This is a genomic window from Patescibacteria group bacterium (assembly GCA_040387855.1).
In the GTDB taxonomy this organism is placed as follows: Bacteria; Patescibacteriota; Minisyncoccia; order Phycocordibacterales; family JAKAEA01; genus JAZKCY01.
This window is the reverse complement of sequence record JAZKCY010000001.1, coordinates 467315-491603: the sequence shown is the minus strand read 5'-3', so window position 1 is coordinate 491603 and position 24289 is coordinate 467315. Positions and strand designations below refer to the sequence as shown.

Genomic DNA, 24289 nt, shown 5'->3' with positions numbered 1-24289 from the left:
CCTATGGCGAAACAAACGCCTTATATACCACTTGGAATACTAGGGAACCAAGATTCTGTTGGTATTTTTGCGCGTACTGATGCTGCTTCATCAAAGTTTATAATTCTTTGGAAACAAAAAGATGGATCTTTTGCAGAGTCTCTAGAATTTGAAGATATAAGTATCTCTTTACCTCATGGAACAAAAGAAAATCCTGCCCATTGCAGTACTTTTTCCATTTCTGAACATGAAAAAATGTGGACAGCTACTTATATTCGCATCAAACGTGGCACGAGAGAGCGCGTTATCGCTACATCTATCGATCTTATAAAATGGCTCATTGTGTCTGAAGTAGCAGCAACGTCAGATGATGTAGTACTCGCAGAATCTTCCGATCATACTCACAAATATCATATGTTTTCAGGTGGCACTTTTACTCGTTTGGCATATTCAAAAAATCTGCATACTTGGGTAAAAGCTCCTGGACTCATCATGACCTATCGTCAAGATTTCTTTGACCAAGATGTGATAAAACTCATGGGTTCATATGAGACATTGCGAGGGACTCTACTATTTTACGATTCTTCATATCTCAAGGATGAGCAATGGGTAATCCAAGTAGGAGCAGTGCTTTTGGATAAACATACTCCAACAAAAATATTGTGGCGTGCATTTGACCCACTATGGAAAGCAACACTTACCACCGAGCACTTTACCGACATGCGGCCGTTAGGTTTAGTAGAACATACTGATGCAACAGTATCTCTATTTTGGACCTCTGCAGAAGGTTATATTTTGAGTACTCGACTTGATGTACCAACGCATGCACTCACTCACTCACTTCACACTCATCCAAAGGTAGATAAATCAGAGCTTAAAAAGCATCATAAAAACCCTGTTTTATCTCCCGCACTCCACTTAGAGTGGACTGCAGGTGGGACGTTTAATCCTGCGGCATTTCGCGACTCACAAGGCAAAGTACACCTTATCTATCGAGCGGTAGGAGCTGATGGAGTATCTCGTTTGGGATATTCAGGAAGTACAGATGGACTCATGTTTGATGACCATCATGAACAAGCTGTATTCGCGATGGAAAACCCACGACTCAATGTAGATCCAGAATTTAGAAAATATGATCCTGTAATGTATCCATCTGGCGGAAGCTGGGGAGGATGTGAAGATCCACGCATGGTTGCTATAGATAACAAAGTCTATGTAACTTTTAGTGCCTTTGAGGGATGGGACAGTATTCGCATTGGAGTTTCTTCTATTTCATTAAAGAATTTCTTAAGTAAAAAGTGGCGATGGAGTAAACCACTTTTGATTTCTCCTCTTCAAAAAATAAATAAAAACTGGGTGTTATTTCCAGAAAAGATTAACGGCAAATTTGCTATCTTACACAATATTTCACCAACTATTGAAGTTGATTATGTGAACAAGCTTGAGGATCTAGCTACAGGTAAAGTAGAAATCAAAAGTAATTTCGGTAAACGAAAGCCTCAAGCATCATGGGATACTTATGTACGAGGAGTTGGTCCACCACCATTAAAAACAGATAAGGGCTGGCTAGTCTTATATCATGCCATAGATAAGCGCGAGCCTGATCAGTATAAATTGGGTGCAATGTTGCTTGATCTTAAAGATCCAAAGAAAATACTTGCTCGAGCACCCGCACCATTGCTTGAACCAAATGCCTGGTATGAAAATGATTGGAAGCCAGGTGTGGTGTATGCCTGTGGTGCAGTTATAGAAAACGATACACTCTATGTGTACTACGGTGGCGGAGATAAGCATATCTGTGTAGCAACAGCACCACTTCAAGAATTACTCGATAAAGTAATAAAGAACAAAGAGTTTACGCTCAAGCCTGAAAAATCAATCGCAATCTAAAATTCTATGTATACGGTCCATCGATCAAAACAAAATCCCATACTTTCTCCCGACACAACAAATGCTCATGAAGCATATGCTGCATTTAATGCGAGTCCAATCAAAATTGGAACTCGTACTCATATTTTGTATCGAGCACAGACTACTCCAGAGCGATTTGAGAATACGAACTTTTCTTTATCCACTATTTATAAGGCAGTAAGTACCAATGGCGCGGATTATAAAAACAGACAGGTATTTATAGAACCTACAGAAGCTTGGGAACGTTATGGATGCGAAGATCCTCGCGTAACAAAATTAGGAAAGACTTACTACACGTTTTATACTGCACTTTCTACATTTCCATTTGGCGCTCGGGGAATTAAAGTTGCCGTAGCATTGAGTGATGATCTAGAAACAGTACGAGAAAAACATTTAGTTACGCCATTTAATGCAAAAGCAATGGCCCTCTTCCCGGAAAAGATTAACGGCAAATATACGGTTATTCTTTCTGCTCATACTGATGAACCGCCTTCAAAGATTGCAATTGCACAATTTTCAAAAGAAGAAGATATGTGGTCAGAGAAATTTTGGAATACATGGCATGACAAAATAGATGATCACCTTATTACGGATCTCAAACGAAAACCAACCGATCAGATTGAAGTAGGATCAACACCAATCAAGACTAAACACGGCTGGCTTATTATTTATTCTCACATTCAAAATTATTATTCTGAAGAAAAGATATTCGGTATTGAAGCTGTCTTACTTGATCTCAAAGATCCACAAAAAGTTATTGCTCGCACAAAAGGTCCACTTCTTGTTCCAGAAGAGCATTATGAAATATACGGAACTGTACCGAAAACAATTTTTCCATCCGGTGCATTAATAGAAGATGAGACACTTTATATCTTTTATGGAGCTACAGATACGACAACAGCAGTTGCATATGTGAATGTTGATGATTTACTGCAAACAATGTTGGATCATCCTTCAAAAAAGATATTACGATTGCCTTCCAACCCAATTCTTTCTCCAACAAAAGAAAAGTGGGAAGATAGAGCAGTATTCAATCCTGCAGCAATTGATCTTGATGGAAAAATCCACATTCTCTATAGAGCATGGTCTATGGATAATACTTCAACAGTAGGATATGCATCATCAAAAAACGGAACAAAGATTGATGAGCGATTGCCGTATCCTATTTACACCCCACGAGAAAGCTTTGAAAGTAAAAATATACCCAATGGCAATTCAGGATGTGAAGATGCACGAATAGTTGAAATAGGTGACAGACTCTATATCACATACACAGCATACAACGGAACAGATGCACCAGCAGTTGCTCTTAGTAGCATTTCAACAGAAGATTTTCTCAATCACGATTGGGAATGGACTAAACCCGTTCTTATTTCTCCAGAGGGAATTGATGATAAAGATTCATGCATTATGCCGTTTACTAAAAATGGCAAGAATCTCATGATTCATCGTATTGATCACAATATTGTTGCTAGTTATATTGATTTAAAGAATCCAAAAAGAGTAAAAGAATACACACCGATTCTAACCCCACGACCAGGAATGTGGGACAGCAAAAAAGTTGGTCTTTCATGTCCTCCTATCAAGACAAAGCAAGGCTGGCTTATGCTTTACCATGGCATTTCAGATGATGGCATTTATCGCACAAGTGCATTAATGCTTGATCTAAAAGACCCTATGATCGTTACTGCACGAATGACTGATCATTTATTTGAACCTATTGAACAATATGAACTTATTGGAGAAATTAATAACGTAGTATTTCCTTGTGGGGCAGTAGTACGTGGCGATAATATCTTTATCTATTACGGTGGCGCAGACAAAGTATCATGCTTTGCTAAAATAAAATTAAGCGAAGTCTTGAAAGCACTTAGTACTTAATCAGTTCTAGCTTCTACAGCATCCATTCGTTCAACTCTTGCATTATCACTATCTATGATTGTGGGTTCTGCTGTACCAGTGTATTCAACTCTGCTTACATCCTCTGCATCAATATGGAGAGTTGCATCTACATGTACGTACGCACGAGAAACTCCAGAAGCCTTAACAGATGCATCTCTCACATTCATAGTATCACCTTCAAAACGAGAAGCATCTTCTAGAGTTAGTCCCATCGATGTTGAAGTTCCTGTAATATGAGCACGTGCAACTCCCTGCGTTATAACTACTAATTCTCGAACATCTACTTTCATATCAGCTCGTGCTACATCTTCTACTACGACAGTCACTTTTTCCCCACGAATATCATCACTTTGAAAACGAATATTATCTGTAATATCTATTCGATCTACAAATGGTGCAGAAATAATAATGTCGACACTATCCCGATCACAGAACAAGCAAAACTCATTTTGAATATCTCGTTGTAAAGTAAGTGTTCCATCTTTCACTTCAAACTTTGTCTCATCTACATCAGCACGACGTCCTTCTTCTACAATTGAGGTTGTAGATGCTTGAACAAATTTTACTTTTTCAAATCCATTAAGATCGAGCTTGGTAAAAGGCTGAGTAATAGCCTGAGTTTCAGTTACTCTTTGATTCTCTGGCATTGACTCAAGATGATCATGAATTTGTGGAATATATTTAACTGAAAGTGTACCAGCCATAATTAATGACAATGCCCACACACCAGCTAAGATAGCGCTTGATCGCATACCAACTACTTTCTTTCGGCGAATCATCATTACTCCCAAAAGCGCAATAACAATAAGTGGAATTGCTACAGCAATAAAATAGAATGTAGACAATCCAAAGAGGGCCAGTCCTCCAATAACTTCTGTTATAGGGAACCCTACATACGTAGAATTACTATTGAAGATAAGATTGGCATAGGTAAATGTTGCAGTAATTAATCCAAATAATGCACCAGCAATAAGACTAATAGCAATTAAACCTATAATAATTTTAACAAACACTACAACAATCTTTCCAAATACTCTGATAAGTCTTTCTAGTATTGTGCGAAGCTTTGATGACCGCTGCATATACTCCTCGCTATTTTTCTTTATCGTTTCTTTAAATGAAGATAGGGTAACAGGTCCTCCTCGCTGCTGCATTTTTTCTGCTGCTGTTTCTGCTTTAGGAACAATGAGTGCAAGAATTATATAGAGTACAATCCAAAATCCAGAAGTGATAAGTGTGAGGACAATAAATCCAAGACGAACAAAGAGCGGATCAACTTTTATATAGTGTGCGATACCTGAAGCAACACCAGCAATCACCACATCATCAGTATCTCTGTACAGCTTTCGTGACGCTGTAGGGTCTTCATTAGAACTCTCCGATGCTGTACCTGTAGATTCTGGCTTGTCACCAAAGTCTTCAACACTTCCCATCGTTGTCATGAGCTTTTCGATAGCTTCAATAGTAACAACACCAGCAACCGTTTTATTTTCTAAAAGCTGTTCGGCAATTCGTGCCTCAATGTCTTCTATAATTTCTTTACCCTCAGCACTTGTACCAAAATAATTTTGAATAGATTTTAAATACACATCAAGTTTTTGATATGCATCTTCCTCAATAGTAAAGAGGGTACCGGCTATAGTTATTGTTAAAGCTTTTTTCATATTATTTATTGTTAATGAGTGAGTGTATAGAAGCTGAGAGAATTTTCCATGTAGCTTTCAGTTCTTTCAATGTATCGTGGCCTTTATTTGTAAGGGTAAAATATTTTCGTGGGGGACCAGACTTTGATTCTTCCCATGAATGTTCGAGCAAGCCTTGAGTCTTTAGGCGACTGAGCAGGGGATAGAGAGTCCCCTCCACTACCAGCAAATCTGCATCCTTGAGCTGGAGCAAAATTTCAGAAGAATAAATACGACCACGGGCGATAATTAATAATATACAAAACTCCAAAATACCTTTGCGCATTTGCGATCGGGAATTCTCCAAAGGGGAGTCCTTGCTCATTGATTCTTTGTTCATAGGTATACCATACACCATAGTACTTTGTATTGCAAGGTACTAGTGTTAATAAAGTTGTGAAACATACCTGTGCTATACTTTTATGAGGAGGTCTCTATGCTCACAAAAGATGCTATTGCTAAGGTCCGTCGGCTTCAAGGCCAATTGAGTGATCGCAGGTCTCCACAAGGACCAGCGCTAAATTACTCAAAGCTAAAAAAGCTGCACAAACCAAAGCGTGCAAAAAACAAACGCACATCCAAACGCTCATCGAAATCTTCGTAGTTCGTGAGCTTTTTTATTTCAACTATTCCTCTTACTGTCATATATAGTCATGTATCACACACAAGTGTAGGGACTTCAAATTTTTCAATGATACAGTAGTCATTGAAACTTTATTTCTATCTAACGGTCCCAAGAATTTCTCCATAATTTTTACAAAAAATAGTTATCCCTTGCATAGGTGTAGGGAGTTCAATAAAATAGAGGACATGGTATACCTTCCTAAGGAGCATCGAAACGAACAAATCGTACAGCACCGCATTAAGGACCCAAAGAAATGGACTTGGGGCCAGCTCGGTGAAAAGTTTGAGGTACATAGATCTGTGGCTAAAGAGATCTTCGAACGTGACATAGAAAAATACGCCAATGAAGATCAAATTGAACGATACGAAAAGATAATCAAAACAACATAATCTAAGAAGCCTAAAAAATCAAAATAAAGATCAGGGGAGACTCAAGAGCAAAATTCTTGAGTCTTGTTGTATATGTAATTATAGATACTAGTATATACATTGATATGTACATAAGAAGCCACAGGCAGGTCCTTTATATAGAGGCAAAATATATCTATATATAGAGCTTATTTGTATATATGAGTCGTAAAAGATATATTGTGCGACCCTTATATGAACATTAAGAGGGGTCCCCTCAAAAGTTATCCACAGGCGTCTTAATGTTCTTAATCTTCATCTTAATGTTGAACTTAATGTAACTTCTCTACCAATTATTTATAGAAAATATTTTATTTCTATTTTTGGTTTTATGATCTCATATTTCCATGTAGGTGAAAAAATAAAAAAGAAAAGAGAAGGGGTGTTACTCCCTTCTCTCCCCCCCTACCCTCTAGTGGGGTATTAAGTCTCTGGTCAGTATTTTGATCACTAAGATGAGTTTTCTTACAAATATTCTTGACCTAAAACTTTTACCTCAATATTTTTTCCATTTATAATATCAATATACTTAGATATACTTTCAAAATCATTAACCCCTAGTATTTTCATTACTTGATCTGGTGGACTTCCCTTCTTTAGGAGCATTACAGCTTTAGTATGTCTAAATGAATTTGGTGTAACTACACTTTCAATTTTACATTCCTGAGTTATATCCTTTAGAAACCTTTGAATTGATCTTGCACTGAATTTTTTATCAAAACTCTTTTTTACAAAATTTTGAATAAATGGAGCATTTTGATTTTCTAGACCTAAAAGCTTTTTATATGATTTTGCTGTTTCTATGGTCTTCATTGATAATGCTAATCTTCTGGGATTTAGTTCACCAATAATTATGTATCTTTTTTCAAAATCAATATTCTTTAATCTCAAATTAATTACTTCTGTTACTGTAATTCCAGTATCCCACAAAATACGTATTATCAATTCATTTCTAATTTTAATACGCTTGCTGTTATCAGTCACTTCCTCTTTATCCATTATATAATCAAGAATCTTTTCATACTCCTCTGGAGAAATAATCTGTTCTGTTATATTTGGTGCATAATTATTTGTAAACTTATTAAGCTTATATAAATCGATTTTAACGATATCTCGATTTCTTAAATATGCTAATATGTTTTGTAATTGCCACATTAAGGACGATACATATGCTAAAGAATTTGATTTTAGTAGATAATTTCCGATATCCTCATAATCTTTTTCGGTGAACAAATCTATTTCTTTCTCGATTAATGATGATAATTTATTTAACCATATTAAATAATTTCGTCGAGTATTCACTCCTCTCTCCTTAGAGTTGATATAATCGAGAATATATTCATTAGGTATAGGCATTGTTTTTAGTTTTATGCATTATACCTTATGTGGAGAAGCCCAATTCTCTGTTATAAACCCCGACACACATATCCAAGAAGCACAAGATATTAATATTAAAATTCGGATTTATAATTACAGCAGAACTTGCTTCCTTGAAATCTGCTGATGTATTAGTGAAAATATATGGAAAAAAATAAAGTTACTAGTATTCCTCTTAGTCCAATTACTAAGGGGCTTAGTGGTGCAGCTGTTTTGTTTGATGAAATGAATTTTTATTTACAAACAATTACCGGAAACTCTGCCGAGCAATTTTTGCTCTCTCCTATTCATGCTAAAAGACTTAGAAATTTAATCATAAAACAAGTTAAGTCGTATGAAACTAGTTATGGGGAAATTATTATGAAGGGTTCCAACCCTCCTGACGATCATACTTCATTAAAAAGTTTTGGATTCAGTAGTTAGTAAATAAAATTGACTTAAAAAGCTCACTAGTGGCTTATCGAGAGACAAAGATCGTGGATTGAACTCTTAGTCATGAGTAGATCAACTGTCGCGAGAAAACTATTAAGCGGTCATAGATATTATTAAATAATATACATCAGCAGATTTTAGGGATGCAATAGATGCTTCCGAATGTAAAAAGAGAAGGGGTGTCACCCTCTCCTCTCTCCCCCCTACCCTCTAGTGGGGTATCAAGTCCCTACAGTTATGAGGTGTGGATATCCTATAGATTTATTTTCTTCTAAATTATTTTTATTTTCTTTTTTATTTTCGAGATCCAAATCTATAAGTTGAATATTTCTTTCTGTTATATATTTCTCATCTACTTCATACATTATTGGAGCAAAGTTTGTGTAGATTTTTTTTGATTCTATAAGGGTACCTTTTACAAGAACGTCTCTCCATAACTCATTATATCGATAGTACTTCTCCCCTTTCTTTATGAAGCTATGATCTTTTTCATGAATATGAAATTTTTGCTTTTCAGGCATTGGTGCGAGAATCTGTCCTTTGAGCTGTGTATCTGTAAGCCAAATCTTTAACTGAATTGGTTGATCAGAAGTATTTTTAATTTTTAGATCTATGAGATTGTAAAAAACGGTTGCTCCACTTCCAAAAGGTAGTGTTCTTCCACTATCAGGAAATGAATCTCGAGAATGATGGAAGCGTTCTACTATTTCCACAGGTGCATGTAAAAACATCCAGAAAAGCAAATTAGACATTTGGCAAAGACCACCTCCTACTCCACGCACTACTTTACCTTCCGACAAAAGCATTCCCTCTACATATCCATTTTTGAGTGATGGATTGCCTAGAGTATTCCAAAATGAAAAAGTAGCTCCGGGCTCAATAATCAAGCCATTAAGCTTTTCTGCGGCCAACTTTAAATTGGTAATTTTTTGTTTCTGTAGTTCAAGATCAGAGTCTCCAAGCTTTCGCATTAACACCGAAGAACCTCGAGCTATAATTGCGGGGAAAAATCGATCAGAATGCTTGTTTGCACTCGCTGTACCTAAAGAATAGCCTAGGGAGTAGTATGCCCGTTTTAGAGCTAAAATTGGGCCTTTAAGCTGTGGATAGCGTGAAGAAAGGGCCTTTCGTTTAGGAAATTCAATGGTATCTATCTTTGTTGCTATGTATTCGAGAGTGTCCATATCTGTTGGTTTGACCACCAGACATTAACACTATTTAGGGATTTGTCAACGGGCTCAGCTATATACTACTTCATGAACTGAATAATGATGTTTTTGAACTTGTTGTAGAGGAATCCTGTAACGAGAAGCAGTACACCTAAACTAAAGTAAGAAACGAATCGGTAAAAGTTGTCGAGCTCTGCTGTGTCATAGAGGAAGATTTTAAACACTGTCATGACAATGAGCACAATCGCCAAAACACGTCCAAACTTCATACGCTTTGCAATACTAATTCCCATGAGGATAAACGCATAGAACAACCAACTAATAGAAAGGGCCACACGCTTTGTGCTTTCCAATGTAGAGATTTCTTTTCTGTCTGTAAGACCAATGATTTGTTGATTGAAATAATCAAGCACTTCTTTGCTTAATACCCATACGAGTAATACATTTCCTGCGATTGCAAATGCAGGGATGATTTGAGTTTTTTCTTCGGGAGTAATGTCTGATTCTGATTGTCTATTGAGCACGTATGCAATGACAAACATAACGACAGCAACGACAACAAATGCGAGCACTCGCCCATTCATAACAGGAATATAATTTGATGTACTGATATTTGAATCAAAGAAGATTACTCGAATAGTTGCGATGCTTAATGTTATGTATACACACAAACGAAGAGCAAAGTTTTTAAGTTTGAGACCAATAAAGAACGCCGCACATGCTAAGAGTGACCATACAATTGGAAGCCAAAATGCCTTGAAGAAATCTGAAATTTCGAAAGTGAAGAGAAGCTGAAGTACTATAAACATTTCAACAGTAATGAGGGTAAGTGCATTTACACGTTCCCCTGCTCTGTCTTCTTGAGGCAGCCCTGTTGTATAGAGATAATAAATTCCCGCAGAAATAACTACAGCTAAAAGTAATAATCCTGACCGAATATTTATGAATGCTACTGATGTCTCTTCTAGACGAGCATGTGCTGTCAAAATCCGGACTAGAGAAATTCCGAGCAATGCAAACATTGTCATTCTTCCCACGATATTACGTGTCGTAAATGCAGCTAAAGCTAGAATACCCACAGATAGCAACCAGAATACAGTCATAGCTGATGGTTCAAAGAATTTAAACAAATCGAGACTAATTCCTGCTACAAATATCACAGCTACTTCAAACATCATAATATTTGTTATTGATACATCGTCATTTGTTTTATCTTTAGCAAGATAGTGTACGAGAAATGCAGCAGCAAAACATACCAAACAAATAGCGAATGTTATAAACCGTGTATTTATAAATGGTGTAGCAACACTAAGCATTGAGTCACTAAACACAAGTTTTATAAATACTATTGTAAATAATGTTTGAGATAAGTATCTTAGATGTTTAGATGTTAGCTTTACTGCCAAATATGCAAGTACCAATGCTTGTGCAGCCCAAGCAATAGTAATCATGAATTTTTCAAACTGAATAGGTACCGCGATTATAAACAGTATAAAGCTTATACCTGCCAAGAAGCTTCTGAAACGAATATCACGATCACTCTGTCCTCGAACAAAAAGCCATAAAACAAAATAGACCAGTCCAAGAACTACCGTAAAGAGCCCCATCCAATCGGGAGCATTTTGATCAATAAGACCAAAACTCAAAAGGAAGTACACTCCTGCATTTAGCGATAAAAGGCTTAGATCACCTTCATCCTCTCTAGATTTTTGTCGAGCATAGTGAAGAAGTGAAACCGCTAGGAATCCTGCAAAGAATAATGTGAGATATATTTCTGCAACTCCCCAGAGTGATGGTTGATATGATTGTGATAGCCAGGTAATGAATACAAGATATGTTGCGATAACAGTACCAATAGCAAGATTGCGCCAAAGCTTGTAGAAAGAAAGTGCAATGAGCCCTGCATCTAATACTAAGATATACGTAAACAATAGATGTGGATTTCCACCAGAGTATGAAAGAAGGTACGGCGTAAGAAATCCTCCAATTCCAGCAAAGGTTGCAAGAGGTTTTGAATCTAATGCAACAGCAGAAGCAACACCTACGGCAGTAACAATAATCATTCCAATCAATGCAACTGGAAGATCAATGAGGTTATAAAGATTGTATGAACTATAAATAGAAAGATATTCTACGCCGAGACCAGTACCTATAAGTACTTGGCCGTATGATGGATATTTAACACGAGTGAAGTACCCTACTCCCACAAGCACAATACCTACAATTACACCGAGTACCACTCGCATGGTTTCAGTAATAATTCCCGCTTGAAATGCATAACTTAAAAAGAATGCGAGACCTATAATTATTGCTAGTGCTCCTACACCAGTAAAAACTTTACTTCCAAATTTAAACTCAAGGCCATCATCATGCTTTACTTCTTGTGGAGCAGGCTCAAGTACAGGATTTTCAACTATAGGAGTAGTAGCTGCAATTGGAGCACTTACCTGAGGCTCAATTATGCGCTCAGGCATTGTTGTATTTTCTGGAGGTGTACTTACTGGAGTAGCCGCTACTTTCTGTTGTTCTTGGGGGCTTTCATTTCGTATAAACCCACCCAACCTAAGCTCATTTTCCAAACGGGTTACCTTATTTCGTAGGTTAAAATAAAGAATAAATACAACAACAAATAATATAAAATACATAAAATATATGAGACTTGTAATGCTCAACTATAATTATGCACTATTTTATTTTATAAGTACAAACGGACTGAAGTATGTTTGAGCAAACGCAAAGAGAATAATAACAGTTGCTAGTACGAGAAAACCATAAATAATATGGGTGGCTTCTTTGTTTTTACGTTCATAATAAAGAGCACAACATAGAGCACTTAGAATAAGTGCTGCAACGAGTACATAAACAGTCTGAAGTACATACGAAGGCTGAAGAATGTATTTTGCAATAAATCCCGACACAGATATTGATTCATCTTGCGGTGGTGTTTGAAGTGCTGTTGTTGCTGGTTTGATTGCTTGAGGTTGATCCGCGTATGCTGATTGCACAGCAATGTAGGTTGGTGTTTCAGCAATAATCTTTATAGCATCATCACTTGAAGCTCCTTGAACATTTGAACCTGATTGCAATAGTACTGCGGGAGTATTTGGAGAAGCTGAAACTGCATATGCCTGAGGTTGATTATTTATAGCAGTTGCTAATGCTGGAACAGTAAGATCAGGAGTACCAAACATCTGTACTACATAAATAGTATTCCTCCCTTCCCAGCTTCCCTTCACAAATGCAATTCCCATTTGAGTAAATTTCTCATTTAAAATATTTGCTCGATGCTTTGGTGAATTCATCCATGCTTCCACCACTTTATCTGAGTCATTAAAATCAATAGCCAAATTTTCTCCCGCATATTTAAATGCGTAATCAGCTTTTCCAAACCAATACCATGGAGTTACTCCTTGTGGACTATTATGAGCAAAATACCCTTTGGCAACCATATCTTGAGCCTTAAGTTCTGCAGCTTTGGTAAGTCGAGTACTAATTTCTAAAGGTTCTTCCCCAATTTCTATTCGCTCTTTATTTGTTAGATCAACAAGAAATGATGTATATACCGCAGAACTCGATTTGTTTATGAAAATTAATTGTGGAGAAAATATATAGATAGCAAACATTCCTAACAATAAAAATAATGCTACAAGAATAGAAGTCCCACGGAGAATATGTGGAGTATAGTCGTTACCCTCATGAGCGCCTATATATTTCTTAACAGTTTTTCGCATGATTCTTAAATAGTATCACAGCTATTTAAAATACTCTTGTGCTTTCTGTGTATTTCTAGCTTTCAAATCTTTTACAATAGTAGAATTAACCTTGGTATTAAATATAGAATCATGATCTACTTTATTCTCTGGAAATAATCTTTTTATATCATTTGTATATGCAGATCCATCACGTGGCACAACAATCTTGGTTGTTCCACTTCCACTTATATGCAAAACGATAGGCAAACTTGTACCACTTCCCTCTTTTAAAATCCCATTTTCTTTATAATATTCTTCTGCAAGCACCCACATATAAATAATATGATCTAGATTCTGGAGTTCTTCTCCAATTCGTTTAAAAGAAACAAAAGCTTTTCCTCCGAAATTTGCTTGTGCAAAACTTTCTTTACTAATTATGTCTTCAAGCTGCGCATCAGTATATTCCTGAAATATAGGTTCTTGAATTTCTCTGACAACACTTGGCTTTCGAGTTTGCATATATACATACACAAAAGTTCCTAGTATAAGCAGGAGAAGCAATGCTACAAGTCCATAGATTACTTTTTTATTCATACTAGTATAGTAATTAGAATATCAGACTAAAGCAATCGGAAGAGCTCAAAATGAATATCATTCTTAGGTGTACCAGCAGCAACAAACTGCGTAGTGAGCGCATTGAGCAATGGCTTTGGTCCACAGATATATACTCCCTTATTTTTTATATCAATTTTTTTTGAAATAGCATCAGCAGAAATAAAACCATCTCGTTCTGCAACCCATGGATGAAATCTAAAGTTTGGATATCTTGCAGCAATCTCTTCAAACTCTTTTGCGTATACAAGCTCAGCGTCTGTCTTAACAGAATAAAACAAATCTATAGAATATTCTTTAAGTTCAGGTTTTGATTCTATAGTGTCTCGCAATGATCGAGCCATGCTCGTAAATGGAGTAATTCCAATTCCTCCTGCAATCCAGATCTGTTCTTTTTTTGAAGATCTATTGAGCGTAAAGCCTCCATAGGGACCTTGAATATGAGCCGTTGCTCCAATAGATAGGGTTGGGAGAATAGATGTGAAATCGCCTAAAGCTTTTGCAGAAATTCGAATTGTCTCTTCTGTACTTGATGCAGTAATTGAGAATGGATGATCTTCATAAGGAAATCCAGCTTGCTTAAACTTCAAAAACATAAACTGCCCAGGTATGAATGCAATTTTACCAGCACGTGGTTTCATTACAACTTCAGTAATAGAATTACCAAGATTATTTACAGCTACAACATCAGCAATAGTTCTTCGAACCAACCATCTTTTAAACACAGTTCTGCATAGGTAGCTTACAAGTGCTAAAGCAACAAAACCAAGTACATATACTCTCAGATAATTGTTTCGCGCAATATCTGAAGGGATAAAGAACGCATGGAGTGCACCAAAAAATATAAACACTCCCATAAATGAATGCAGAAATTTTAAGCGTTCATACTTGAGTCGAATATAGAGCGTAATAACTATAAGAATGAGTAAGCCATAATATGAGATACGGCCGTAATTTATAGTTGAATTTGAGAAGTTGAGCGTAAAGCCTATGATATCTGAAAAGAAAGAAGTCCTCCAGTTTCGTAAAGTTATCGCAACCAAGTGAATTGTAAGAAGCACAAACGTAACAATTCCTGTTTGTCGATGAAAGAGAAAGACACGATCAAGTCCCCCAAATAATCGATCCAAGAATTTGTATCTTCCAGATAAAACAAGATTACCGGCAAAAAAACTAATGCCGGCAATACCTGCTATCTTTGCAATTGTAGTTAGCGTCAAATAATAATTGGTAAATACAAGTTGTGTACCTTCCCCGATCATCCATAAGAGTAATGGAATAATTGCGAGAAGTATATAAAAAAGTATTCTACCTTTATGAGCGCTAAATCCTCCCATGCTTAGATTTTAAGATCTCCAATAAGGAAGTTTGGAAGGAATGACTGAGCCTTTGCTGAGTGAGGTGTCCCTGATCCCATAGGTCGGGTCATAAACAATGTTGTTGCATCTTTACCACAACCCTCGAGGATTGCATCTCCTCCTCCGTGATTAGCAATCATTTTTGTTACGTCGTATACCTTTGCATTAATGACCAACCAGCAATCTGCTTTTGTGTTGTGGGCTGAAACTTCTGCTAGGGTGAATGACTTTGCTGCAGTGCTTGTAGCCTCAGTAGAATTTGTAGTGGTTGCTTGAGTTCCTTGTGTCTGTTCTGTATTTGAAACTTCAACTGGTGCATCTACCTTTTGTGATGATGCAAATAAGAAAATACCAATCCCGGCAATGATAACTAACGCTATTGTTGTATATAGTGCTTTTGAACTCATGTGATAATCTCTTAATCGTTAATTGCTCAATTATAGCAAACATATTTTATAAGTACATAAGCATGTAGTGATGCTTATATTGCATTACATTTTTATTTTATGTAAATAAAAGTCTCGCTCGTCGCGTGAAAAATGCTCGATCGAATACCGAAGCATTGTTCTCGGCATAGTTTTGTAATGCTGTGCTAAAAAAGCAACTTCAGTTTCTTTAAACCTTTTACCTATTTCTCGAAGCATCCATCCACATGCTTTATGGATAAGATCATGTGTATCCTGCATAAGCATTTCTATAATTTTCAAACTTTCTTTAAACTCTCCTTTTTTGATATAAGCAAAAGTAGCAATGACAGCTATTCTCCTGTCCCATATTCTTTTAGATTTTGCTAACGTATACAAAATATCTTTATCAAGATGTTCAAGATATACGCCCACTATATATTCTACTGAAGTATCCACAAGATCCCAGTTGTTTATATATTTCTTATTCTTTATATAAAAATTAAAAATTTTCTTTTGCTGAGCACTGTTTTTTAGCTTTGTAGCTTGTTCGTATTTAAAAACAAGAATCTCTAAGGCTACAAATCTATGTTCATGAATCTCACTTGAAAGTAGTTTTAAAACCTCAGGAAGCTCTATATCTTTATGGACTCGTGCAACAGAACGCATCACTGGCACAGTCACACCTATAAAAATATCCCCTTCTCCATACTCACCAACACCCGTTTTAAAGTATTTCTGCAAAAAACCAGCTTTAGTTTTATTTGAGACTTTCTTTAATTCTTTTATAACAAGCTCAGCATTGTTCATAATATGCTCAGTATACAAAAACAGCATCTAGATATCTAATCTAGTGCTGTCTTGTTTGTGTAATTTTCTTAGATTTAGAATGCCTGACTGAAGCCCTGTGATGCAGTAATTCCTGTCTGAGATCCTTTTACCATAATAGTCTTTTGTCCTGCTCCAGTATTTGGTACGGTAATTGTATGACTAAATTGACCTTGAGCATTTGCTTGCGCTGTACCCATATTCATTCCATCAAACCATACTGTTACAGTTTCATTACTTCCAAATGCATTACCTTGGACATGTATTAATGATCCCACTCCTGTGTAATAATTACTCAAGACAATCCATGCATGACCTCCCGATACGGCAACATCTACATTGTAAGCAATATTACTCATATCACCCTTAAACATAAATGTCTTTGTTCCTGCTGAGTATGGAAGCATGTATGAACCTGTAGCTATATGTCCACTGCTATTTGCTTGTACAGTTCCTAGAGATGTACCATTCATAGTTACATGAACTGTTTCACCAGGATAAAAATTGTGTCCATTAAATGAAACATGTTCTCCTTGATTCTTATAATATGAGTCAGGTGCTACAAACACATAATAGATGCCAACATTGTTGTAGTTATTTGTAGAGTACACAGAATCATCAGCTTGAACCTGTGACACCTGAACATTTGAATATATAAGTAACGCAATTGCTGGCAGTGAGAGGATTCCTGAAAGTATTAAAAATCGTTTAAACATGCTGGTTAAATTTTAAGGTAACAATATGCACACTAATTACATGCACTTGTACCGACGCACACATAGCTGGATACTTACAAAAATATAGAGTAAAATAATTCCATTATGAAAAAACTACATAGATCATCAAATGATCGTTTTATTGCAGGTGTATGCGGTGGACTTGGAGAGTATTTTTCTATAGATCCAACACTTGTTAGAATTGGTTGGGTCGTCTTTACTCTTGTAGGTGGAGCTGGAATTATTGCTTATATTATTTTGGCACTCATCGTTCCTTCAGATAAGAAATTATAATTTCTGTTTTTTAACAAGCTCAGCAAATATCACCAATCTCCGATCGTAAGTGTTTTCTTTTGGTAACCATGTACCATAACAGGTAATTAAATTTAATCTACGAGCATCATTTCGAGAAAATACTTTCTCTGTATCTTTAGATCTATAAGGATAGATAGTTTTTTCAGTTACCCTATAATGCAAGGCGTTATTAAACTGATCGAGTACATAAATATCATCTCCTATTTTAAGCTTTTTAAGGTTCTTAAATACACCATGAAGAGTACTCCCATTATCAACATGTGCACCCATAACAGCACTACCAATAGCCCCTGGCCGAGTTCCAAGATTGTACCAACCAACTTCAGTATAATTATCAGGCACCGCCATTCTACCCTCTGGAGTTTGTCCCATTCCTACGATTGGTGACAATACTTTTAAAGCTGGGATAAGTAGACGTTTAGGTTCGATGATATCTGCAGAAACAATAGGTACCGCCTTTTCTGCTACTTTTGAAACATCAAGAGTTATATCCTCACTATGTAATGGAAAACAATATACGAGAAGAAAAACTACTATATACCCTACACCGAACCTTTTCATGTATATAAATCATAGCATATACGCTATACCTGAGTGTGGGGATATCTTATTCAGTCGTTGTTGTTGCTGATGTTTCAGAAGATGTAGTCGCTGTAGAAGTTGCGATAGGCACAACAATTGGATCAGTTACTATGGGTTCACCTGTAGGGCGTGGCATTGGTACTGCATCTGGCTTAGAATTTTTCACTTGATTTGTGACATCTTTAATAAGCGGCACAATAATATTTTGTGGAATATTTGAAAGGTTTGAATTTTGCTTAACTCCGAATAATAATGCAGGAACATAAATCTCCGTTGTAACTCCCGAAGCATCAGTAGTCCAATTTCGCATGAGCACCTGCTTTGGTGATCCAAGCTCTATAGTCTTTGTAGTAGAAACACGTGTCTGTGCCGAAGGATTTGCAGTTGATGTTGCAGCATCGATAATCTTTTGAGCATCTGTTTCTAATGCATACTTTGAACTTTCATATAACTGAGATGTAAGATTGTTGATTCCTGAAACTTTCTTTTCTCGAATATCAACATTTACCTGGAGACCATAGCGCATTCCTCCCTCGTCATAGACTTCCTTTCCATCAAGTATAAGTGGATACGTTACAATCACAGTATCGTATGCATACTTTTTCATTTTTCCTGATGCGTCGGGATTACTGTAAATTTTATTTTCTACAACAGCTTTGCCATAAATAGATGTATCAATGCCTCGGTCTTTTATAAATGTCTGAGCAATAGAAAGAATAGTATCATCATCAAGTGAACTTGAAGCTGGGAGTTCTACCCGATCAGTCTTAACATTCCATTTCTGCCAGTTTTGCATAATGACCATGTTTCCCTCGTCAAAATTTACATTAACGGTATAGCCAAAATCCTTATTCTCTGACAACTGAATATTTTGCAAATTTAGCTGAGAAAAAGATTCAAGATTTGTAAGTCCAAAATTTGCACCTTTAATAAAGTCGGCTAATTGATTGCCTGCGTTGATTCCTTTTGTTCGTTTAAGTACTGTGCCTTCAGTTTGTGAAAGTTTTAATGGTTCGCCTTTGTATATATATGTAAAATTCTCTACTCCATTTGTTGGATCAGTAGATGCTGCACCAAAAGCCGACATAGACTGATTTGAAACTTCAGGTGATGCAGATTTTGTCATTGCATCAGCTGTAGCAGTATTATTGGCATTTGAGGACACCGGCAAATATGCCAAAGTTCCAAAGGCATTGGTTCCCTTATTATTTATTTGTTGTTTCAGACTTAACCCTGATGAAATATTTTTTACTGCAACTTCAGGACTAACTTGAATAGTTTTCTTTGTTGCAAGGTATGTTAATGGAGCAACAATAATAATTGCCATCATTGCACCTGCTAATCCCGTAAACAATCGTGTTGCAAAAAGTGATGAAAATGGAGAAACAATTTTTTCAAATCGAGATGCTGTATGAACGCCAGTATGAGCTTCGATCATCAAGCTACTCTTTAATTGCTGGGCAAAAGACTCATCAAAGTGAGTATCCGGTTGGAGCGTAATCAAATCAGCAACAATAGTACGCAATTCTGGTGCGTGCTTTGTGAAGCTTGGATCTAATTTATATAAATCCTTTATGATTGCCTCTGTTCGTTCTTCGGTTGTCTTTAGATGTTTCATTGTAATTAAATGTAGGAAACGAGAAGTAGTAGGAGTGCGACCGGAAGGAATTCACGGAGCTTTTTAATACTTCGCGAATATGACATTTTACAACTAGCCTCAGACTTACCGAGGATTTGTGCTATCTCTTTATAAGATAATTCTTGCCATACTCTCATAATAATAATATCGCGTTCGAGTGGAGCTAACTTCTCAAGATATTTTTTGATGTGCTTACTATCTTCTGCAATATCCAAACTTCCTACGATATCTGTGTCATCAGCTATATCGTAGACATCATCTATATCCTGATTATTGCGCTTGGTCCGGTAATGATCCAAAACCGTGTTCTGCGCAATTTTATACAACCACGAAGAAAAAGGTTTATTAGAATCTACCGAAGCCATATTTTTTAATGCCTTAAAAAATGTTTGACTTGTGAGATCTTCAGCCGTTTCTTTATGACGAGTCTTGTAATAGACAAAGTCATAGATAGTACGGATGTATTTATCATACAATCGGCCAAAGGCTTCAGATTCGCCCTTTTGGCTCCTTATAATCAGGTCTTTTTCGTTATACTCCATGTGTAAATGTACACAGGCTCACCTATACTACGAGCAAGCCTATGGTACGTAACAATTATACCTTGGTTTTAAAAACTTAGTTGTTGAGCTTTCCCCAGCCTTATTTCACAATAATCTTAGTAGTAAATTCTGCGTAAATGAGGATACAAGCCATCCCTTCGGCGCACTTCTTGCCGCCTCCTGCATTTAGAGTAGTTTCCCCTGCTTTTATAGCTTTAAATATCCCTTGTGTTCCTTGGAGTGCTTCTGATGTCTTAAGCTGTTCTACGATTCCAGAATTTGTAAGTGTAACTTTCCAATCAATATCATCTGCTAAGTCTAGCAAAAATTCATCACCTACTTTGAGAGTTATACTTTTGTTGTGATACGACTGATCCACAATATAATTTGTAGGTTCAGGTTCTTGTACTATGGGAGTGGTTGTAGCAGGTGTTGTACTTGCGAGTGGGTTTTCTGGAACAACGGTTATGGGTGGTACTGAATTATTCTGAGAAAATGTGAGTGTACCTACAATAAAAAGAATTATTAGTAATAGTCCAATAAAAACAAATCTTTTATTCATAGGTTCTATTATCCGCAATTTGGTCTCGCTTCACAAGAGGCATCCAACAATGTGCAGATGCGTCCCAGTGATGCAGTCCTGATTGAGTAGCAATCTTCACACCACAGGCATAATTGTCTTCTCGATTGAGAACACTACCGGTACAACCAAAACTTTTCCATGTTCCATCAATTATCTGAAGGAGTCCCTTTGCTGAGCTTGTTTTATTTCGAGCCAATGGGTCATGTCCGGATTCACAAAAGGCAATATGATAGAGCACTGAGTCAAGCTCTTCAGTAGTTGTGAGAGCATTAAGAGTTTGTCGTGAATACTGAGACTTGTGAACTACAGGAGTCTTCTTCGCTACAGTCTTAGAAACTGCTGGAGTTGTAGTTGATTGAGGTGTAGTAGTAGCAAAGAGTGTTGTTGAGCTCGCTGTGAATGGTGGCGTAAAGCCAATAACCTCAGACGTGCCCAGTACTTGTGTCTGGTTGCCTTGGGCAAATTGATCTTTATGCGGGTCTACTTTTGATAGACCTATAGGAATGAGGATAGCCAATACCATCGCACTCATCACTATCACCGTTTTAATCATGCTGTTCATAACTGCTGTGCTCCCTGTGCGGATTACAAGGGTATGACGAGGCAGACTATACCATCCTTACAACTCTGTCTAGATCTTTACAAGACTTTGTAAAAGTGGTTTAATTTTATCAGCAATTTTTTGATACCCAGCATCATTTGGATGCACCGTGTCGTACATAAACTCTTTGTTGCCAAATACCCCAGCTAAGATGTGCGGAATGAATGCTGAATCGTGTTTTTTTGCCAATTCTTTAAACTGATCACTATATGGATCACTCAAAATTCCACCTTGGACTCCAAGAAGAACTACTATGGCTCCCCTCTCTTCTATCTTAGTAATTATCTCGTCCAATTTTTTAAATGTCTCACTTACTGGCACTTTTTGCAGAGCATCATTTCCTCCTAACAAGACTATTACGATCTTTGGATCTTGTTCCAATACACTATTAATTCGCTTCAAAGCCTGTTCAGTAGTGTTGCCAGGAACTCCTTCATTTATAATAGGCTGCCCTATCTGATCTGAAAGCTTTTGGACAAATCCACCATTTTCAGATCCCACACCAAAAACCAAACTATCACCAAAAGCAATAATATTTTCCCCTGATGAGGGATAATTGCGAATACTTGCAGCTAGTTGAGTCTCGGTTCTAAAAAACACAAACCACCCACCAACAAGAAGTACAGCTATAATCAGAATTACAGTAATTACTTTTTTCATATGAATACCAACAATACTACTAATCGCGATCGTAGAGAAGATCGTCCATCATTTTCTTTTCTTCTTCAAGTATAGATTGCCATGCACTTGCATCACCAGACGCATATGCTTCTTGCTTTTTCTTTCGATTATCGTTAAACATAGCCACCCATTTTGGCTTTGATTCAAAGAGTTCAGCAATCTCAGCTAAGTTTTGATCAGCAACCTCGGCAAAAAGATCAGTTATATATTTTTTGTCAGTATCGGAAATAGTTGAGGACGCAACACATACTTTAATTCGTTCGTAATTTGTAGACATAAGAATTAGAGTTTATTATTGCGTTTAGTATTTTTTGGAGCAGCAGGTTTTGAAGGCTTTTCAGCTTTTGGTTTTGCCTTTGGCTTGTCGTGATCATGATCGTGGTCGTGCTTACCCTCCTTTTTTATAACATTGAAACCTTCCAATTTTGCTCCTGCTCTAATTTGAAATCCATCATTATATTGTCTGTTCACTGTAGTTCGTGGTCGTGACGATCTTTGAGCATCTTCTGTAGCATCATTAATTGCCTCTTCTGCATTACGTCCAATATCTCGCAACACTTTATCAGCAGAAAGCCCATGAGGATTCTTTGCACTTGATGGATGATTGCTTGAGCATCCTGTTGCGACAGCCAAAAGAGCAGCTGCTCCGAAGGTAAGAATTCGAGCTCTCTGTTGCATTGCTTCTGAAACATTGGCATATACTTCTCCTGCACGTTTTACTGCATTTCCAAACATGGTAGTTTGCTCCACTTCAAATTCAGCAAGGTTTGTAACAACGTGTGGTGCCTGTTCTGTAGTGTTTTTTGCCTGTTCGTCATTGCCTTCAGGCTCCTGTGGCATACCCGGTATTTGATCTGGATGTTCTTGTAACATTTTGGTAATTTTTATGTCTTATACTAATTGTAGAGTCTATATTATACTATAATTATATGAATCGAAGCATATTCAAAGCGTACGATATTCGTGGTATATACCCCACCGATATTAATGAAGGATCAATTAGTCAGGTAGGACGAGCGTGTGCACACATGTTTAACGAAGGCGAAATAGTAGTAGCCCATGATGCACGTCACGGATCACCAGAAATGATGAAGGTTTTAGAAGACAGTATTTTGGCTGAAGCAAAAGTACTAAATAAGAATATTACAGTCAGAGCTGTGGGCCTTTCTACAACTCCAATGTTTTATTTCTTAGTGTGCCATTACAAAGCATCAGGAGGAGCAATGGTTACAGCATCTCACAATCCAAAGGAATACAACGGAGCAAAAGTTGTAGGTCCTGAAGCTGTGATGATTAGTGGTACTCAGGTATTAGAAGCTATTGATAAACTTTCATAATTCTATGGACTACTTTCCCCTGTATGCAGAATTTATCAAGAAAGGTTTCTCTCTTGAAAAGAAATTAAAGATTGTTGCCGATTGTTCAAACGGAACAACTGGTCTTGTATTGAAAGAATTAAAAGACATTCCAAATCTTGAGCTTATCGTAATCAACGATACTCCAGATGCAGACTTCAAAGCTCACGGACCAAATCCACTTATCGCAGGAGCAACAAATCAGCTCGCAGCAGAAGTGATTAAGCAGCAAGCAGATTTTGGAGTTGCATTTGATGCCGATGGAGACCGAGCATTCTTCGTGGATGAAAAAGGCGAACTCATGCCTTCATACATGATTTGTGTTCTTCTTTTCAAACATCGAAAGCCTCCGTATGTAGCAGATGAATGGGTGTACAAATCACTCCAGTCTCTAAAACTATTTTCTGACACAGAACTCTTGCGATCAAAAGTAGGAACATTCTATGTGAAGAGTATCTTGCGAGAACAAAACGCAAGTACTGCTGGAGAATTTTCTGGTCACTACTACTTCGATGACTTCTTCAAGAACGATTCAGGAATCTTCACAATGGTTACAGTAGCAAATACTGTTTCAAAGATTTCAGACAAGCTTTCAGAATTTGTGAAGAGTCTTCCAGAACACTACACAAAGAACGATGACATCAAGCTTGGAGACAAGAAATGGGCTGATATCGAGCCAAAGGTCCACGAGCTCGCAAAGGCTGAAGGGGCTACCATAGAGACCCTAGAGGGTATTACGCTCGATAAAGGCGATGTTTGGGTCAATATGCGCACATCCAACACCGAACCTATCGTACGAGTGATTGGTGGAGGTAAGAACTTAGACTCTATTGTGGAGTTTATTGCCAAGTTGAAAGCATTGGTGTAATTTTCTTCTTTACTAATATAAGAAAAACA

General features: G+C 37.0%; 26 protein-coding genes. 7 read left to right on the top strand and 19 right to left on the bottom strand.

Annotated features, from left to right (window positions below):
• Positions 1 to 3 precede the first annotated feature (3 nt).
• Positions 4 to 1869 carry a hypothetical protein gene (locus V4519_02735; protein MES2436903.1) on the top strand — a complete coding sequence of 622 codons (1866 nt, stop codon included), beginning with the start codon at positions 4 to 6 and terminating at the stop codon, positions 1867 to 1869.
• 6 nt (positions 1870 to 1875) lie between these two features.
• The gene (locus tag V4519_02730) at positions 1876 to 3771 is read left to right on the top strand and encodes a hypothetical protein (protein ID MES2436902.1); all 1896 of its coding nucleotides are present in this window, start codon (positions 1876 to 1878) and stop codon (positions 3769 to 3771) included.
• Here the strand turns inward: V4519_02730 and V4519_02725 are convergent.
• Positions 3768 to 5456: a DUF2807 domain-containing protein gene (locus tag V4519_02725; GenBank protein ID MES2436901.1), complete on the bottom strand. Its 1689-nt coding sequence runs from the start codon at positions 5454 to 5456 to the stop codon at positions 3768 to 3770. The genes V4519_02730 and V4519_02725 overlap by 4 nt on opposite strands.
• A 1-nt stretch (position 5457) precedes the next feature.
• On the bottom strand, positions 5458 to 5814 hold the full coding sequence (locus V4519_02720) for a PadR family transcriptional regulator (protein ID MES2436900.1): 357 nt from the start codon (positions 5812 to 5814) through the stop codon (positions 5458 to 5460).
• 470 nt (positions 5815 to 6284) lie between these two features.
• On the opposite strand from V4519_02720, the gene V4519_02715 reads away from it, so the two are divergent.
• Positions 6285 to 6488, top strand: coding sequence for a hypothetical protein (locus V4519_02715; protein ID MES2436899.1), 204 nt, complete (start codon positions 6285 to 6287; stop codon positions 6486 to 6488).
• 483 nt (positions 6489 to 6971) lie between these two features.
• On the opposite strand, the gene V4519_02710 is transcribed toward V4519_02715, so the two are convergent.
• Positions 6972 to 7862: a site-specific integrase gene (locus V4519_02710; protein ID MES2436898.1), complete on the bottom strand. Its 891-nt coding sequence runs from the start codon at positions 7860 to 7862 to the stop codon at positions 6972 to 6974.
• A gap of 165 nt (positions 7863 to 8027) precedes the next feature.
• On the opposite strand from V4519_02710, the gene V4519_02705 reads away from it, so the two are divergent.
• On the top strand, positions 8028 to 8306 hold the full coding sequence (locus V4519_02705; protein MES2436897.1) for a hypothetical protein: 279 nt from the start codon (positions 8028 to 8030) through the stop codon (positions 8304 to 8306).
• 230 nt (positions 8307 to 8536) lie between these two features.
• On the opposite strand, the gene V4519_02700 is transcribed toward V4519_02705, so the two are convergent.
• The 8 genes from V4519_02700 to V4519_02665 all read right to left on the bottom strand — a co-directional run bounded on the left by V4519_02700 (position 8537) and on the right by V4519_02665 (position 17094).
• Complete coding sequence (locus V4519_02700) at positions 8537 to 9499, bottom strand: VanW family protein (GenBank protein MES2436896.1); 963 nt, start codon at positions 9497 to 9499, stop codon at positions 8537 to 8539.
• 65 nt (positions 9500 to 9564) lie between these two features.
• Positions 9565 to 12129 (bottom strand): DUF2339 domain-containing protein, encoded by a 2565-nt coding sequence (locus tag V4519_02695; protein ID MES2436895.1) that lies wholly within the window; start codon positions 12127 to 12129, stop codon positions 9565 to 9567.
• A 45-nt stretch (positions 12130 to 12174) separates the two neighbouring features.
• On the bottom strand, positions 12175 to 13215 hold the full coding sequence (locus V4519_02690; GenBank protein ID MES2436894.1) for a CAP domain-containing protein: 1041 nt from the start codon (positions 13213 to 13215) through the stop codon (positions 12175 to 12177).
• Between the two features lie 21 nt (positions 13216 to 13236).
• Positions 13237 to 13770 carry a hypothetical protein gene (locus V4519_02685; protein MES2436893.1) on the bottom strand — a complete coding sequence of 178 codons (534 nt, stop codon included), beginning with the start codon at positions 13768 to 13770 and terminating at the stop codon, positions 13237 to 13239.
• A 26-nt stretch (positions 13771 to 13796) separates the two neighbouring features.
• Positions 13797 to 15125: a ferredoxin reductase family protein gene (locus V4519_02680; GenBank protein ID MES2436892.1), complete on the bottom strand. Its 1329-nt coding sequence runs from the start codon at positions 15123 to 15125 to the stop codon at positions 13797 to 13799.
• Positions 15126 to 15127: 2 nt separating this feature from the next.
• Positions 15128 to 15553: a cytochrome b5-like heme/steroid binding domain-containing protein gene (locus V4519_02675; GenBank protein MES2436891.1), complete on the bottom strand. Its 426-nt coding sequence runs from the start codon at positions 15551 to 15553 to the stop codon at positions 15128 to 15130.
• A gap of 84 nt (positions 15554 to 15637) precedes the next feature.
• Complete coding sequence (locus tag V4519_02670; GenBank protein MES2436890.1) at positions 15638 to 16360, bottom strand: DNA alkylation repair protein; 723 nt, start codon at positions 16358 to 16360, stop codon at positions 15638 to 15640.
• 74 nt (positions 16361 to 16434) lie between these two features.
• Entirely contained in the window at positions 16435 to 17094 is a 660-nt protein-coding gene (locus V4519_02665; GenBank protein MES2436889.1) for a hypothetical protein, read from the bottom strand.
• Positions 17095 to 17199: 105 nt separating this feature from the next.
• On the opposite strand from V4519_02665, the gene V4519_02660 reads away from it, so the two are divergent.
• Positions 17200 to 17388: a PspC domain-containing protein gene (locus V4519_02660; GenBank protein ID MES2436888.1), complete on the top strand. Its 189-nt coding sequence runs from the start codon at positions 17200 to 17202 to the stop codon at positions 17386 to 17388.
• On the opposite strand, the gene V4519_02655 is transcribed toward V4519_02660, so the two are convergent.
• From V4519_02655 to V4519_02620, 8 genes are all read right to left on the bottom strand, one after another.
• A complete protein-coding gene (locus V4519_02655) occupies positions 17383 to 17970 on the bottom strand; it encodes a class F sortase (protein ID MES2436887.1) in 588 nt (195 codons plus the stop codon). The genes V4519_02660 and V4519_02655 overlap by 6 nt on opposite strands.
• Before the next feature lie 46 nt (positions 17971 to 18016).
• Positions 18017 to 19609, bottom strand: a complete 1593-nt coding sequence (locus V4519_02650) for a hypothetical protein (GenBank protein MES2436886.1) — start codon at positions 19607 to 19609, stop codon at positions 18017 to 18019.
• 5 nt (positions 19610 to 19614) lie between these two features.
• Complete coding sequence (locus V4519_02645; GenBank protein MES2436885.1) at positions 19615 to 20172, bottom strand: RNA polymerase sigma factor; 558 nt, start codon at positions 20170 to 20172, stop codon at positions 19615 to 19617.
• 100 nt (positions 20173 to 20272) lie between these two features.
• Positions 20273 to 20734: a hypothetical protein gene (locus tag V4519_02640; protein MES2436884.1), complete on the bottom strand. Its 462-nt coding sequence runs from the start codon at positions 20732 to 20734 to the stop codon at positions 20273 to 20275.
• Complete coding sequence (locus V4519_02635; GenBank protein MES2436883.1) at positions 20727 to 21317, bottom strand: hypothetical protein; 591 nt, start codon at positions 21315 to 21317, stop codon at positions 20727 to 20729. The genes V4519_02640 and V4519_02635 overlap by 8 nt, the downstream gene beginning before the upstream one ends.
• 69 nt (positions 21318 to 21386) lie before the next feature.
• Positions 21387 to 22016, bottom strand: a complete 630-nt coding sequence (locus tag V4519_02630; GenBank protein ID MES2436882.1) for a GDSL-type esterase/lipase family protein — start codon at positions 22014 to 22016, stop codon at positions 21387 to 21389.
• Between the two features lie 19 nt (positions 22017 to 22035).
• Complete coding sequence (locus V4519_02625; GenBank protein MES2436881.1) at positions 22036 to 22314, bottom strand: hypothetical protein; 279 nt, start codon at positions 22312 to 22314, stop codon at positions 22036 to 22038.
• Positions 22315 to 22319: 5 nt separating this feature from the next.
• On the bottom strand, positions 22320 to 22910 hold the full coding sequence (locus V4519_02620; protein ID MES2436880.1) for a hypothetical protein: 591 nt from the start codon (positions 22908 to 22910) through the stop codon (positions 22320 to 22322).
• A gap of 56 nt (positions 22911 to 22966) precedes the next feature.
• On the opposite strand from V4519_02620, the gene V4519_02615 reads away from it, so the two are divergent.
• Positions 22967 to 23374 (top strand): hypothetical protein, encoded by a 408-nt coding sequence (locus V4519_02615; protein ID MES2436879.1) that lies wholly within the window; start codon positions 22967 to 22969, stop codon positions 23372 to 23374.
• Between the two features lie 4 nt (positions 23375 to 23378).
• Entirely contained in the window at positions 23379 to 24260 is an 882-nt protein-coding gene (locus tag V4519_02610; protein ID MES2436878.1) for a hypothetical protein, read from the top strand.
• The last annotated feature ends 29 nt before the right edge of the window (positions 24261 to 24289 follow it).